A 13,510-nucleotide genomic window follows, 5' to 3' on the forward strand; every position below is an offset into this window, starting at 1 on the left:
TTCTATGCAGCAAAATATCATCAATATCAAAGCCCTCGACATGGATGGGCGCGGCGTCGGTCATCTGGCGAACGAAGACGGCACCCAGGGCAAGGTGATTTTCGTCGAAGGCGCATTGCCCGGCGAACAGGTCAGCTTCCAGTCTTATCGGCGGAAACCAAAATGGGAAGCCGCCACCATGACCGCTCTGCACCGTGAATCGTCCTTGCGCGTCAAGCCGCAATGCGACTACTTCGGTCTCTGCGGCGGCTGCGCCATGCAGCATCTGGAGCCGTCGGCCCAAGTCGCGATGAAACAGCGCGTGCTCGAAGACAATCTCTGGCATCTCAGCAAACTCAAGGCGGAAACCATGTTGCGGCCGATTTACGGGCCGACCTGGGGCTACCGTTATCGCGCGCGGATTTCAGTCAAGAACGTGGTCAAGAAGGGCACCGTTCTGGTCGGTTTCCATGAAAAGAAATCGCCGTTCGTCAGCGACATGAAGACGTGCGAAATTCTGCCGCCGCACGTCTCGGCAATGCTGATGCCGTTGCGCGCGCTGATCGGTTCGCTGAGCATCATCGACCGTCTGCCGCAGATTGAACTGGCCATCGGCGAGGGCGACAACGGCGTGAAAACCACGGTCATGGTGTTGCGCGTGATGGAGCCGCCCAGCGCCGACGACGAGCTCAAGCTCAAGGCTTTTGCTGACGAGTACAAGGTTGAGTGGTGGTTGCAGCCGAAAGGTCCGGACACGGCGCATCCGTTCTATCCACCACAATCGAACTTGCACTACACGCTGCCGGAATTCGGCATCCGCATGCCGTTCAAGCCTACCGATTTCACTCAGGTCAATCACCAGATCAACCGCGTGCTGGTCGCCCGGGCCCTGCGTTTGCTCGATGTGCAGCCGGAAGATCGCGTTGCCGATCTGTTTTGCGGCCTGGGTAATTTCACCTTGCCGATCGCGACACTGGCCAGGGAAGTCGTCGGCATCGAGGGCAGCACCGCCTTGACCGAGCGCGCCGCCGAGAATGCCAAGGTCAACGCCGTTGCCGGCAAGACGGCCTTCTACTGCCGCAACCTGTTCGAGGCAAGCACGGAAGACTTCGTCGCACTGGGTAAATTTGATCGCATGTTGATCGATCCTCCACGCGAAGGTGCGCTGGAAGTCTGTAAGGCGATTGCGGGACTAGCCGGGGAGCATGCCCATCTGAAGCCGAAGCGCATCGTCTATGTTTCCTGCAATCCCGCCACGCTGGCGCGTGATGCCGGTGAGTTGGTCAGTCTGGGCGGTTATCGTCTGACACTGGCGGGCGTGGTGAACATGTTCCCGCACACGGCGCACGTGGAATCCATGGCGGTGTTTGATTTGCCCGAATGAGTTTTCCCGGAGACGCCATGAAAAAAGCCGACCTGAAGGTCGGCTTTTTATTTGAGGCTGTCTGCTGCGCGATCAGTCGCGATTGCCGCCCACGATGCCAAGGATCGAGAGCAGGTTGACGAACACGTTATAGACATCCAGGTAGATCGCCAAAGTGGCCGAAATGTAATTGGTTTCGCCGCCGTTGATGACTTGTTGCACATCAAACAGGATATACGCCGAGAAAATCGCGATGGCCACCACCGAAATGGTCAGTTGCAGCGCCGGCAGTTGCAGGAAGATATTGGCCAGGGATGCAACGATAATCACCAGCACGCCGGCGAACAGCCATTTGCTCATGCCCGAAAAATCACGTTTGGACACGGTCGCCACCGTCGCCATAACGCCGAAAATCAGCGCGGTGCCGCCGAATGCAGTCATGATCAGCTGGGCTCCATTGGAGTAGCCCAGCGTGTATTCGATCAGGCGCGACAGCATCAGGCCCATGAAGAAGGTGAAGCCGAGCAGGACGGCGACGCCCAAACCGGAATTCTTGGTCTTTTCGATTGCGTAGAAGAAACCGAAGGCCACCGCCATGAACACCACGAAACCGATCATCGGGCTGCCGGCGAACAGGCTCAGATGGAACTGTACTCCCAGCCATGCGCCCAGAACGGTCGGGATCATCGACAATGCGAGCAGCCAGTATGTGTTGCGCAGCACGCGATTGCGGGCCACGGCGCCTGTGTTCAGGTTTTCAAGTGTGTTTTGCGAGTAATTGTTCATTCGTCCTCCGGTAGCGTTAAATGCGAACAGAGCATAGCACGACGCTCACCGCATGAGACATCGCCGCAAGAGTGAAGTTCGGCAGTGGAAGCGGGTAATTTTTGTCAGTTTGTCATGCTTTAACGCGAATTAGGCTGATAAATGGTCGTTTCGTGGTAGAATTAAAGGTTGATTGAATTGTTAATTAACGGCTTTAACCCTTTCTTTTTATTGGAGTTTTTACACATGGCAATTGAACGCACCCTGTCGATTATCAAACCGGACGCAGTTGCGAAAAACGTGATCGGTCAGATTTATACCCGTTTCGAAAACGCCGGCCTGAAAATCATCGCTGCGCGCATGATTCACTTGTCGCGTGCCGAAGCTGAAGGTTTCTACGCGGTTCACCGCGAGCGTCCATTCTTCAAGGATCTGGTCGACTTCATGGTCTCCGGTCCTGTGATCGTGCAAGCCCTGGAAGGCGAAAACGCCATCCTGAAGCACCGCGACCTGATGGGCGCAACCGATCCGAAGAAGGCAGAAAAAGGCACAATCCGCGCCGATTTCGCTGATTCGATCGACGCCAACGCAGTGCACGGTTCCGACGCAGCAGAAACAGCCAAGGTTGAAATTTCGTATTTCTTCCCAGCGCTGAACATCTACTCGCGTTAATTTGTAGCAAGTTGTCCTTGATGTTTAGTGATCTATGCATCAAGGTTAACGAAAAGTGGTACATGTCATGACAACAGCTCTCACCAATCTGCTGGATCTGGATCCCGCGCAACTCGTCGCTTACTGTGGCGAGTTGGGTGAGAAGCCGTTTCGCGCCAAACAATTGCAACGTTGGATACACCAATACGGCGTTGCCGATTTTGCCGAGATGACCGATCTCGCCAAGTCGCTGCGTGAAAAGCTGTCGACGCGGGCCCATGTGACCGCTCCGGCCATCATCAGCGACCATACTTCTACCGACGGCACTCGCAAATGGCTGGTGGATGTCGGCAACGGCAATGCCGTTGAAACCGTATTCATTCCCGAAGAAAACCGCGGCACCCTGTGCATTTCGACCCAGGCCGGCTGTGCGGTCAATTGCCGTTTCTGTTCGACTGGCAAGCAAGGCTTCAACCGCAATCTGAGCGTCGGCGAAATCATCGGCCAGTTGTGGATGGCCGAGTTTGAGCTGCGCAAGACCAAGGGTGTCGAAGCGGGCCCCAAAGGCGAGCGCCAGATCACCAACGTGGTGATGATGGGCATGGGTGAGCCTTTATTGAATTTTGAACCTACCGTTACCGCCTTGAAGCTGATGCTCGACGACAACGCGTACGGTCTTTCGCGCCGCCGCGTGACCTTGTCCACCAGCGGCGTGGTGCCGATGATCGACAAGCTGTCGCAGGAATGTGCGGTGGCGCTGGCGGTGTCGCTGCATGCGTCCAACGATACATTGCGCGACGGCCTGATCCCCTTGAACAAGAAGTACCCGCTGCATGAATTGATGGCGGCGTGCAAGCGCTATCTCGAATTCGCGCCGCGTGATTTCGTGACGTTCGAATATTGCATGCTGGACGGCGTCAACGACAGCGACGCGCATGCGCGCGAACTGGTGGCGCTGGTGCAGGGCGGCGGCGACGCCAAGGCTGCAGTGCCATGCAAGTTCAATCTGATTCCGTTCAATCCATTCCCTGAATCGGGATTGAAGCGCTCGCACAATCCGCGTATCAAGGCGTTTGCCCAGATCCTCATGGATGCCGGTATCGTCACGACGATTCGCAAAACCCGCGGCGATGATATCGATGCCGCATGCGGTCAGTTGGCCGGCGAGGTCAAAGATCGCACCCGCGTGCAGGAGCGTATGCAGAAGATGACCGAATATCAGCAAAAATTCGGCAAGGATTTTGGCCGCATCGTGGAGATATCCGAGTGAGGAAACACTGGCAGACCAGCGTGATTGTCTTGCTGCTGGCGCCTGCTTTGCTGCTGACCGGATGTGCTTCTGCCAAAACGGACAAGACTGCTGCCGGCGACGATATGCCAGTGTCGCCGTACCGTGCAAACGTTCAGGCTGACGCTCAGAAGCGTGCCGATATTCGTTTGCAACTGGCGATCGGTTATTACGAGCAGCGCCAGTTTGCCGTGACGGTTGAAGAGGCCGGCCTGGCATTGCAGGCGGTCCCCGATTTTGCCGAGGCCTATGGCATGCGCGCGCTGGCGTTCATGGAAATGGGCCGCAGCAGGCAGGCTGAAGCCGATTTCCGCCAGGCGCTGAATCTCTCGCCCGGCAATCCGGATTTCGCCAATAATTACGGCTGGTTCCTTTGCAATAATGGCCGCGCAGCCGATGCGATACCGTACTTCGAGGCGGCAGTCGCGCAGCCGGCTTATCGTTCGCCGGGCAAGGCGCTCGCCAATGCCGGTGCATGCAGCCTGAAGCTGCAGAATGCCGCAGCGGCAGAGCGTTATTTTGCACAGGCGTTCCAGTATGAGCCGGCCAGTCTGGCGACCAATGTGAATTTGACCAGGATTTACTTTGACCGGAATGAGTTCGAGCGTGCGCGCTTCCACATCGGTCTGGCGGCAAAAAATGATGTCTTGAATGTCGATGCACTATGGCTAGCCATCAAGATTGAACGTAAACTAGGCAATCAATCAGCCGAAAATGAACTGGCGGTGCAGTTGCGCCGTCGCTATCCGTCTTCGTCAGAATACGCGGCTTATCAACGTGGAGCATTTGATGAGTGATCAGCAGGGAAATGAAGCGCCAATCTCCGGTTTCGGATCGGAGGCAGAAGAGGTAAGGCAAGTGGCATTACCCGGAGCGCTATTGGCTGCGCAACGTCAGGCCAAGGGGTGGTCTGTGGAACACGCCGCGAGTCAGTTGAAATTCGCCACGCGTCAGGTGATCGCGCTGGAGGACGACAATTATGCGGCGTTGCCGGGGCCGGTCATCGTACGCGGCTTTGTGCGCGCCTATGCCAAGCTGCTGGGGCTGGACGCCAACGCGCTGGTGGCATTGTTGCCGCAGGACGGTCCTGCACACACAGGACATATAACACCACAGCGCACACTGTCGACGCCGTTTTCGGAGTCGCCGCTTCCGCTGGGTAATCGCAGCAGGGTGTCGCCAGGTCTGGTGATTGGGGGTGTGCTGGTGGTATTGCTGGTCGGCGCTGCCGCAGTAATCCATCGAACCGATGCGTTCAACGATGTGCCGCAATTGGCATGGTTGAAGCAGGTCCCCAAGACAACTTCGGAAGAGCCGGCGGCAGCGCCGGTGCAAGCCGATGCCCAGCAGGACTTGCCGCCTGAAGTACAGGATGGTTCCGACAAGAGCAAGCTCGAAAAGGTTGAATCGGCCGTGACGAGTGCTGCCGGCTCGGCCAGTTCGGCGATTACCAATGTTTCCGAGCGCGTGGCCAGCGCGGTGGCGCCAAGTGCGCCGCAGCCGGGGCCGGCCGCTGTCAAGCCGGTCGCCGAGTCGGCACAACCGAAAGTCGCGGTAGCGCCGGTAAGCTCCGGATCGCCGGTGACCGGAAGCCTGAACATCAGCAACAGCAAGGATTTGCTTCGCCTTACCTTCCGCGAGGATTCGTGGGTGGAAATCCGCCGTGGCGACAAGTCGACCATGATTTCTCGCCTGCTCAAGGCCGGCACCACCGAGTCGTTTGATATCAACGAGCCGGTGACGCTGGTGGTCGGTAATGCGGCCGGCGTCGACGCCAGTCTGCGTGGTTCCAGACTGGATCTGGAAACCGGCAGCAGCAGCAACGTGGCTCGTCTGAGCCTGAAATGAATTTGAAGAATTTGAAATAACGCACGTATGTCATCTTCGCCTTTCCCGATCGCATCCGGCCCGTTGGGTCGCCGTCAAAGTCGCCGCGCCGTCATCCGGTACGGTGAGCGCGAAGTGGCGGTCGGCGGCGGTGCGCCGGTCATGGTGCAATCCATGACCAATACGGACACCGCCGACGCCATCGGCACGGCGATCCAGATCAAGGACCTGGCCCGCGCCGGCTCGGAAGTGGTGCGCATCACCGTCAATTCGCCGGAAGCGGCAGCGGCGGTGCCGGCGATTCGCGAGCAACTTGATCGCATGGGCGTGGACGTGCCGCTGGTGGGCGATTTCCATTACAACGGCCACACGCTGCTCAACGACTATCCCGATTGCGCCAAGGCGCTGTCGAAGTACCGCATCAACCCCGGCAATGTCGGTAAGGGCGCCAAGCGCGACAGTCAATTCGCGCAGATGATCGAAGCGGCTTGCCGCTACGACAAGCCGGTGCGCATCGGCGTCAACTGGGGCAGCCTGGATCAGGCGCTGCTGGCGCGCATCATGGATGAAAATGCCGGACGCGCGGAACCATGGCCGGCGCAGGCCGTGATGTACGAAGCGTTGGTGACTTCGGCTATCGAAAACGCCCAGCGTGCGGAAGAACTGGGCTTGGCTGGCGACAAGATCATCTTGTCGTGCAAGGTATCAGGCGTTCAGGATCTGATCGCGGTGTACCGCGAACTGGCGCGTCGTTGCGACTATCCGCTGCATCTCGGTCTGACCGAAGCAGGTATGGGCAGCAAGGGTATCGTCGCCTCGACGGCGGCCCTGTCGGTGTTGCTGCAAGAAGGCATCGGCGACACCATCCGCATTTCGCTGACGCCGGAACCGGGCGGCGACCGCACCCGTGAAGTCATTGTCGGCCAGGAAATCCTGCAGACGATGGGCTTGCGCAAGTTCACGCCGATGGTAATCGCTTGCCCCGGCTGCGGTCGTACGACATCGACCGTGTTCCAGGATCTGGCGGACAAGATCCAGACCTACCTGCGTGAGCAAATGCCGCAGTGGAAGGGCGTGTATCCCGGCGTCGAAAGCATGAACGTCGCCGTCATGGGCTGCATCGTCAACGGCCCCGGTGAATCCAAGCATGCGAACATCGGCATCAGCTTGCCCGGCACCGGCGAATCGCCTGCCGCGCCGGTATTCATCGATGGTGAGAAGCGCATGACCTTGCGCGGTGAACGCATCGCCGAAGAATTCCAAACCATTGTGCTGGATTACGTACAAACGCATTACGGCAAGCAAACCGCGGCCTGAGCTGTTATCGGAGGCGCCGCCTGGACAGGCTGCCGCCGGCTGGCCTGTGACTGAATAAACCTGAAAATCATTAGCATGTCTGAAAACAAGAAAATCGAAAAAATTGTCGGCGTCAAAGGAATGAACGACATCCTCCCGGCTGACGCGCCGCTGTGGGAACTGTTCGAGAACACCGTGCATTCGGTGCTCAAGAGTTACGGATTTCAGCAGATCCGCACGCCGATCGTCGAACCGACCGCCTTGTTCTCGCGGGGCCTCGGAGAAGTCACCGACATCGTCGAGAAAGAAATGTATTCCTTCACCGATTCGATGAACGGCGACAACCTGACCCTGCGTCCGGAAAGCACCGCCAGCGTGGTGCGCGCGGCGCTCGAGCACAACCTCACTTACGATGGTCCGAAGCGTCTCTGGTACGCGGGTCCGATGTTCCGCCATGAACGCCCGCAGCGCGGACGCTATCGTCAGTTCCATCAGGTCGGTGCGGAAGCGCTCGGTTTCACCGGTCCGGACATCGACGCCGAACTGATCATGATGTGCCAGCGCCTGTGGGATGACCTTGGTCTGGAAGACATTCGTCTGGAGCTGAACTCCATCGGTGACGCCGAAGAGCGCAGCAAGCATCGTGCCGACCTGATTGCTTATTTCGAGCAGCACCAGGAGCTGCTTGATACCGATGCCCAGCGTCGCCTGCATTCGAACCCGCTGCGCATTCTCGACACCAAGAATCCGACCATGCAAGACATGGTCAACGGAGCGCCCAAGCTGCTCGACTATCTCGGTGAGGAATCGCGCGCGCACTTCGAAGGCGTGCAAAAGATCCTGAATCACAACAACATTCCGTTCACGATCAATCCGCGCCTGGTGCGCGGCATGGACTATTACAACCGCACGGTGTTCGAGTGGGTCACCGACCAGCTCGGTTCGCAAGGCACGGTATGCGGCGGCGGACGCTACGATCCGCTGATCGAAATGTTCGGCGGCAAGCCGACGCCGGCCTGCGGTTTCGCCATGGGCGTGGAGCGTTTGCTGGAACTGATGAAAGCAAGCGGCGAGCAATACGCACCGAACCAATGCGACGTCTACATGGTCCACCAGGGCGACGAAGCACAGCTGCAATCCTTCGTGCTGGCGGAAAGATTACGCGGTGCCGGGCTGGATGTTGTGCTACATTGCGCATCGGCGAGCGCGGGCGGCAGCTTCAAGTCGCAGATGAAGAAAGCCGACGCCAGCGGCGCGGCATTTGCGGTCATTCTCGGTGAAGACGAGGTCAATAACGCGACGGCCACCGTCAAGACCCTGCGTGCAGTCGAAGGCGAAAGCAATCAGGTCACGATTCCATTTGACGGCGTGACCGACTATGTCGTTGAACAAATCGTCGGCGACCACGACCACGATCATGATCACGTGCATTACCACCCTTAATTTCTGAACCACTTTTAGACTTATTTCATGGCATACGATCTCGAAGAACAAGAACAGCTTGCTTCCATCAAGGCATGGTGGAGCAAGTACGGCAATCTTCTGACCTGGGTGTTGATCGTCGCGCTGGCCGCCTACGGTGCCTGGAGCGGCTGGAATTTGTATCAACGCAAGCAATCCCAGCAAGCTTCGCAGCTCTATGAAGAGCAGCAAAAGGCGGCCGAGGCCAAAGACGGTGCCAAAGTGCTGCGCGCAGCGACCGACATGCAGGACAAGTTCAGTGGTACGGCTTACGCACAGATGAGCGCGCTGGTCGCCGCCAAGTCAGCTTTCAACGCCAACGACACCCAAACCGCCAAGAAACAATTGCAATGGGTCATCGACCATGGTCGTGACGCCGAGTACAAGGCGATCGCATCGATCCGCCTGGCCGGTTTGCTGCTGGATGCAAAGGCTTATGATGATGCGCTCAAGCTGCTGGCGGGTGATTTTCCGGTGCAGTTTGCCGGTGCCGTTGCCGATCGCAAGGGCGACATTCTGGTGGCACAGGACAAGCGCGACGAAGCACGCGTCGCTTACCAACTGGCGCTGGACAAGACCGATGAGCGCAATCCGGGCCGCCAGTTGATTCAACTGAAGCTCGACGCCATCGGTGGTACGCCGGCCAAGGCTGCAGCCTGAGCATCGCCATAAAAACACTCCAACATCGTGAAATCCGGTAAGAGGAAAAACCATATGCGTCGTGAGTCACAAGTCGTATCCAAGCGCACAGCGTCCCTGGCGATCAAGCTGAGCGCGCTGGCGGCTGTAGCCTTGTTGTCGGGCTGCTCGCTGTTTTCGAGCAAGAAGGAAGTCAATCCGCCTGCAGCGCTGGTCGAGTTCAAGCAAACCTTACGTACGCAAACCGTCTGGACTGCATCCGTCGGAAAAGCCGGCGTGTTCCAGTTCAGCCCGGTCTTCGCCGGCGGCAGCGTGTTCGCTGCAGGCGCCGATGGCGCCGTGGTACGGCTGAATGCATCCACCGGTCAGACTGTGTGGCGCGTCAATGCCGGTTCGTCCCTGACGGCCGGTGTCGGCAGCGATGGCAACGTGATTGCGGTGGTGGGTGAAAAGGGCGTTGTACAGGCCTTTGACGGCAACGGCAAGTCGCTCTGGAAAGCCCAGGCGCCCAGCGAAGTCCTGTCGGCGCCAGTCGTAGGTTCGGGGCTGGTGCTGGTGCGCAGCATCGACAATCGTGTTACCGCATTTGACGCCGAAAACGGCGCCCGTCGCTGGACCGTGCTGCGTCCTTTGCCGGCGCTGACACTGCGCACTGCGCCGGGCATCGTGCTCGATTCGCAAACCGCCTACGTCGCATTGCCGGGCGGCCGCTTGTCGGCGCTGGCACTGAACAACGGCGGCCCACGCTGGGAAGTCGCCGTCGGTGATCCGAAGGGCACTACCGAACTTGAGCGTATCGCTGACGTGTCGGGCGTGCCGGGATTGGGCGTGCGCGATGTCTGCGCGGTGGCTTATCAAGGTCGCATCGGCTGCTTCGATGTCGCTAACGGCAATGTACGCTGGGTCAAGGATTTCTCCAGCGAATCGGGTCTGACGCTGGATGACCGTTTCGTGTTTTCGGCCGATGACAAGGGTGGCGTGACGGAGTTTGCCCGTGACACCGGCGCCGCGCTGTGGCGCAACGCCAAACTGGCCTATCGACGCCTGTCGCCGCCGATTGCAGTTGGCAAAGCAGTCGCAGTAGGCGATTATCAGGGTTATATCCATTTCCTGTCGCGCGATGACGGTTCGTTCGTCGCCCGTACAAGCACCGACGGCAGCCCGATTCAGGTGACGCCGATTGCCGCTGGGCAAGCCGTCGTTTTTCAAACTCAAGCAGGAACAGTCGTCGCCTTGGCGGCAGAATAATATTTAATGAAGCCGGTTATTGCACTTGTTGGTCGTCCCAATGTCGGTAAGTCGACATTGTTTAATCGGCTCACCCGTTCACGTGATGCGCTGGTCGCAGACATGCCCGGGCTGACCCGGGATCGTCACTACGGCGAAGGCCGGGTCGGCGAACGCCCCTTTTTGGTGATTGACACCGGCGGTTTCGAGCCGGTGGCCAAAGAGGGCATCATGTTTGAAATGGCCAAACAGACCAAGCAGGCGGTGGTCGAGGCCGATGTCGTGATATTCATTGTCGATGGTCGTCAAGGCCTGACGCCGCACGATAAAACCATTACTGATTTCCTGCGCAAGTCGGGCCGTTCGGTCATGCTGGTGGTCAATAAGGCCGAGGGCATGAAGTACACGTCCGTCACCGCCGACTTCTACGAGCTGGGCCTGGGCGATCCGTATGTGATTTCCGCTGCGCACGGCGATGGCGTCGCCGACTTGGTGGATGAAGCACTGGATATCGCGCTGGCCCAACGTCCGGATCTCGGCGAAGAAGTCGATACCGCGCGCGGCATCAAGATCGCCATTGTCGGTCGTCCGAACGTGGGAAAATCGACGCTGGTCAATACCTTGCTTGGCGAAGAACGCGTCATCGCTTTCGACATGCCGGGGACGACTCGCGACTCGATCGAAATTCCCTTCGAGCGCGATGGCAAGCAATATACGCTGATCGACACCGCCGGTATCCGCCGGCGCGGCAAGGTGTTCGAAGCAATCGAGAAATTCTCGGTGGTGAAGACCCTGCAATCGATTTCGGAAACCAACGTGGTCTTGCTGCTGCTCGATGCGCAACAGGACATTTCGGAGCAGGACGCGCATATTGCCGGCTTCGTGCTGGAGTCCGGCCGCGCACTGGTGGTGGGCGTCAACAAGTGGGACGGCCTGCAAAGCGATCGCCGCGACGAGATCAAGATGGACCTGGAGCGCAAGCTCAGTTTCCTGTCGTTCGCCAAGTTCCACTTCATCTCCGCGCTGAAGTCGACCGGCATCGGCCCGGTCATGAAATCCATCGACTCGGCCTATGCCGCAGCGATGTCCAATCTGACTACGCCGAAGCTCACGCGGGCGCTGATCGAAGCGGTCGAACATCAACAGCCGCGCCGCAAAGGCTCGATCCGACCCAAATTGCGCTACGCCCACCAGGGCGGCATGAATCCTCCGATCGTGGTGATCCACGGCAACGCCCTTGAAGGCGTGGATGACAGCTACAAACGTTATCTCGAAAAGCATTTTCGTGAAACTTTCTCGTTGGTTGGCACTCCACTCCGTATCGAGTTCCGCTCGAGCAAGAATCCTTTCGCGCGCCCAGATAAATAATCTCGAATCTTGGCGGTCGGTTGGAAATCGTTTACATTCATAACGCATAGATTGGTAAAGCACTTGAAATTTTGTCAGGTGCCTCCAAATCCTAATCACAACAACACAGTGGAGCTGCCATGAGCAACAAAGGGCAATTGTTACAAGACCCATTTCTTAATGCCTTAAGAAAAGAACACGTCCCCGTCTCGATCTATCTGGTCAACGGGATCAAGCTGCAAGGTCATGTTGAGTCGTTCGACCAATATGTCGTTCTCCTGCGCAATACAGTCACTCAAATGGTGTACAAGCACGCCATTTCTACCGTCGTACCAGCCCGCGCTGTGAATCTGAGCCTCGATTCGGCAGAAGCGGAATAATGGTTTATCCAGCCGGCGCCACGCCGTGTGCATACTGATATGCGTGCCGCGCTAGTCGGCCTGGATTTCGGCAAAAGTGATTTTGCCGCGAGTCTGGATGAGTTATTCCTGCTGGCCAAGTCCGCTGGCGCGGAGCCTGTTACCACCGTAACAGGCAAACGCGCCAGTCCGGATGCCGCCCTGTTTGTCGGGTCCGGCAAGGCGCAAGAGATTGCGGATGCAGTCGCTGATCTGCAATTGGACATCGTCATCTTCAATCACGCCTTATCGCCTGCGCAACAGCGCAATCTCGAACGGGTGCTGAAAACACGGGTGCTTGATCGCACCAGCCTGATCCTCGATATTTTCGCCCAACGCGCCAAGAGCCATGAAGGCAAGGTGCAGGTTGAACTTGCCCAGTTACAGCATCTGGCGACGCGCCTGATTCGCGGCTGGACTCACTTGGAGCGACAAAAGGGCGGTATCGGCTTGCGCGGCCCGGGCGAAACCCAGCTCGAAACCGACCGTCGCCTGCTCGGCGATCGCGTCAAGGCCTTGCGCGCGCAACTGGCCAAGTTGCATCGCCAGCATGCCACACAGCGACGGGCCCGTGGCCGCAATGACACCTTCTCGGTGTCGCTGGTCGGTTACACCAACGCCGGCAAATCCACGGTGTTCAATGCCATGGCCAAAGCCGGTGTCTATGCCGCCAATCAGCTGTTCGCGACGCTCGATACGACGTCGCGCCGGGTGTATCTTGGTGAGGTAGGCCATGTTGTCATTTCCGATACGGTCGGTTTCATTCGTGAGTTGCCTCACCAACTGGTGGCGGCGTTTCGCGCCACGCTCGAAGAGACCATTCACGCTGATCTGCTGCTGCATGTTGTCGATGCGGCAAGCCCGGTGCGCATGGAGCAAATCGAGCAGGTGAATCTGGTTCTTAAGGAGATCGGCGCTGATCATATTCCTCAGATTCTGGTCTGGAACAAGATCGATGCCGCTGAGCTGGAACCGGCAATTGAGCATGATGAGTATGGTAGAATCCACCGGGTTTTTGTCAGTGCAAAAACCGGTGCCGGCCTGGATTTGTTGCGGCAGGCAATTGCCGACTCACTCAGGTCGTCGATCGAGGCACGCAGGGGCGCCCGGTCTCAGATTCCCGATTCTCAAGATGTGCGTGACGTGTACGATGTGCGCGATACACACGACACAAACGATACGCACGCGCATTAATCTGTTGGCTTGAACCGCCACAGCTGGTCGTCCAGGCGGTTCTCGAAGTTGGCGGGCATTCCCTCTTTTGATTTT

Annotated in this window: 13 protein-coding genes; 12 read left to right on the top strand and 1 reads right to left on the bottom strand. The window is 58.1% G+C overall.

The genetic code is table 11. The features are described 5' to 3' along the window. Positions 1 to 4 precede the first annotated feature (4 nt). Entirely contained in the window at positions 5 to 1,363 is a 1,359-nt protein-coding gene (gene rlmD / locus ACIROY_RS00300) for a 23S rRNA (uracil(1939)-C(5))-methyltransferase RlmD (protein WP_402338867.1), read from the top strand. A 72-nt stretch (positions 1,364 to 1,435) separates the two neighbouring features. Here the strand turns inward: rlmD and ACIROY_RS00305 are convergent, their stop codons facing one another. Next, on the bottom strand, positions 1,436 to 2,128 hold the full coding sequence (locus ACIROY_RS00305; RefSeq protein ID WP_402338869.1) for a Bax inhibitor-1/YccA family protein: 693 nt from the start codon (positions 2,126 to 2,128) through the stop codon (positions 1,436 to 1,438). Between the two features lie 225 nt (positions 2,129 to 2,353). On the opposite strand from ACIROY_RS00305, the gene ndk reads away from it, so the two are divergent. From ndk to hflX, 11 genes are all read left to right on the top strand, one after another. Beyond that, complete coding sequence (gene ndk / locus ACIROY_RS00310) at positions 2,354 to 2,779, top strand: nucleoside-diphosphate kinase (protein WP_016834972.1); 426 nt, start codon at positions 2,354 to 2,356, stop codon at positions 2,777 to 2,779. 67 nt (positions 2,780 to 2,846) lie between these two features. Beyond that, on the top strand, positions 2,847 to 4,028 hold the full coding sequence (gene rlmN / locus ACIROY_RS00315) for a 23S rRNA (adenine(2503)-C(2))-methyltransferase RlmN (protein WP_402338871.1): 1,182 nt from the start codon (positions 2,847 to 2,849) through the stop codon (positions 4,026 to 4,028). Positions 4,029 to 4,048: 20 nt separating this feature from the next. Beyond that, the gene (gene pilW, locus ACIROY_RS00320) at positions 4,049 to 4,843 is read left to right on the top strand and encodes a type IV pilus biogenesis/stability protein PilW (protein WP_402338872.1); all 795 of its coding nucleotides are present in this window, start codon (positions 4,049 to 4,051) and stop codon (positions 4,841 to 4,843) included. Positions 4,844 to 4,925: 82 nt separating this feature from the next. Continuing rightward, positions 4,926 to 5,894 (top strand): helix-turn-helix domain-containing protein, encoded by a 969-nt coding sequence (locus ACIROY_RS00325; protein WP_402338874.1) that lies wholly within the window; start codon positions 4,926 to 4,928, stop codon positions 5,892 to 5,894. Positions 5,895 to 5,921: 27 nt separating this feature from the next. Next, positions 5,922 to 7,190, top strand: a complete 1,269-nt coding sequence (ispG, locus tag ACIROY_RS00330) for a flavodoxin-dependent (E)-4-hydroxy-3-methylbut-2-enyl-diphosphate synthase (RefSeq protein WP_402272290.1) — start codon at positions 5,922 to 5,924, stop codon at positions 7,188 to 7,190. A gap of 75 nt (positions 7,191 to 7,265) precedes the next feature. Beyond that, positions 7,266 to 8,612 (top strand): histidine--tRNA ligase, encoded by a 1,347-nt coding sequence (hisS, locus tag ACIROY_RS00335; protein WP_402338876.1) that lies wholly within the window; start codon positions 7,266 to 7,268, stop codon positions 8,610 to 8,612. 27 nt (positions 8,613 to 8,639) lie between these two features. After that, positions 8,640 to 9,290, top strand: coding sequence for a YfgM family protein (locus tag ACIROY_RS00340; protein WP_402338877.1), 651 nt, complete (start codon positions 8,640 to 8,642; stop codon positions 9,288 to 9,290). A gap of 54 nt (positions 9,291 to 9,344) precedes the next feature. Further along, a complete protein-coding gene (gene bamB / locus ACIROY_RS00345; RefSeq protein ID WP_402338879.1) occupies positions 9,345 to 10,517 on the top strand; it encodes an outer membrane protein assembly factor BamB in 1,173 nt (390 codons plus the stop codon). 6 nt (positions 10,518 to 10,523) lie between these two features. Beyond that, the gene (der, locus tag ACIROY_RS00350; protein WP_402272280.1) at positions 10,524 to 11,864 is read left to right on the top strand and encodes a ribosome biogenesis GTPase Der; all 1,341 of its coding nucleotides are present in this window, start codon (positions 10,524 to 10,526) and stop codon (positions 11,862 to 11,864) included. Between the two features lie 119 nt (positions 11,865 to 11,983). Beyond that, positions 11,984 to 12,223 carry an RNA chaperone Hfq gene (hfq, locus tag ACIROY_RS00355; protein WP_034297704.1) on the top strand — a complete coding sequence of 80 codons (240 nt, stop codon included), beginning with the start codon at positions 11,984 to 11,986 and terminating at the stop codon, positions 12,221 to 12,223. A 39-nt stretch (positions 12,224 to 12,262) separates the two neighbouring features. Beyond that, entirely contained in the window at positions 12,263 to 13,435 is a 1,173-nt protein-coding gene (hflX, locus tag ACIROY_RS00360; RefSeq protein WP_402272278.1) for a GTPase HflX, read from the top strand. Positions 13,436 to 13,510 lie beyond the last annotated feature (75 nt).

This window comes from Herbaspirillum sp. NPDC101396 (assembly GCF_044767365.1).
GTDB lineage: Bacteria > Pseudomonadota > Gammaproteobacteria > Burkholderiales > Burkholderiaceae_D > Herbaspirillum.

Excerpts from the sequence above, each read along its gene's own strand:
- rlmD (WP_402338867.1), top strand. The coding sequence starts at position 5 with ATGCAGCAAAATATCATCAATATCAAAGCCCTCGACATGGATGGGCGC.
- bamB (WP_402338879.1), top strand. The coding sequence starts at position 9,345 with ATGCGTCGTGAGTCACAAGTCGTATCCAAGCGCACAGCGTCCCTGGCG.
- hisS (WP_402338876.1), top strand. The coding sequence starts at position 7,266 with ATGTCTGAAAACAAGAAAATCGAAAAAATTGTCGGCGTCAAAGGAATG.
- ispG (WP_402272290.1), top strand. The coding sequence starts at position 5,922 with ATGTCATCTTCGCCTTTCCCGATCGCATCCGGCCCGTTGGGTCGCCGT.
- ACIROY_RS00305 (WP_402338869.1), bottom strand. The coding sequence starts at position 2,128 with ATGAACAATTACTCGCAAAACACACTTGAAAACCTGAACACAGGCGCC.
- ndk (WP_016834972.1), top strand. The coding sequence starts at position 2,354 with ATGGCAATTGAACGCACCCTGTCGATTATCAAACCGGACGCAGTTGCG.
- hflX (WP_402272278.1), top strand. The coding sequence starts at position 12,263 with ATGCGTGCCGCGCTAGTCGGCCTGGATTTCGGCAAAAGTGATTTTGCC.
- ACIROY_RS00340 (WP_402338877.1), top strand. The coding sequence starts at position 8,640 with ATGGCATACGATCTCGAAGAACAAGAACAGCTTGCTTCCATCAAGGCA.
- rlmN (WP_402338871.1), top strand. The coding sequence starts at position 2,847 with ATGACAACAGCTCTCACCAATCTGCTGGATCTGGATCCCGCGCAACTC.
- der (WP_402272280.1), top strand. The coding sequence starts at position 10,524 with ATGAAGCCGGTTATTGCACTTGTTGGTCGTCCCAATGTCGGTAAGTCG.
- hfq (WP_034297704.1), top strand. The coding sequence starts at position 11,984 with ATGAGCAACAAAGGGCAATTGTTACAAGACCCATTTCTTAATGCCTTA.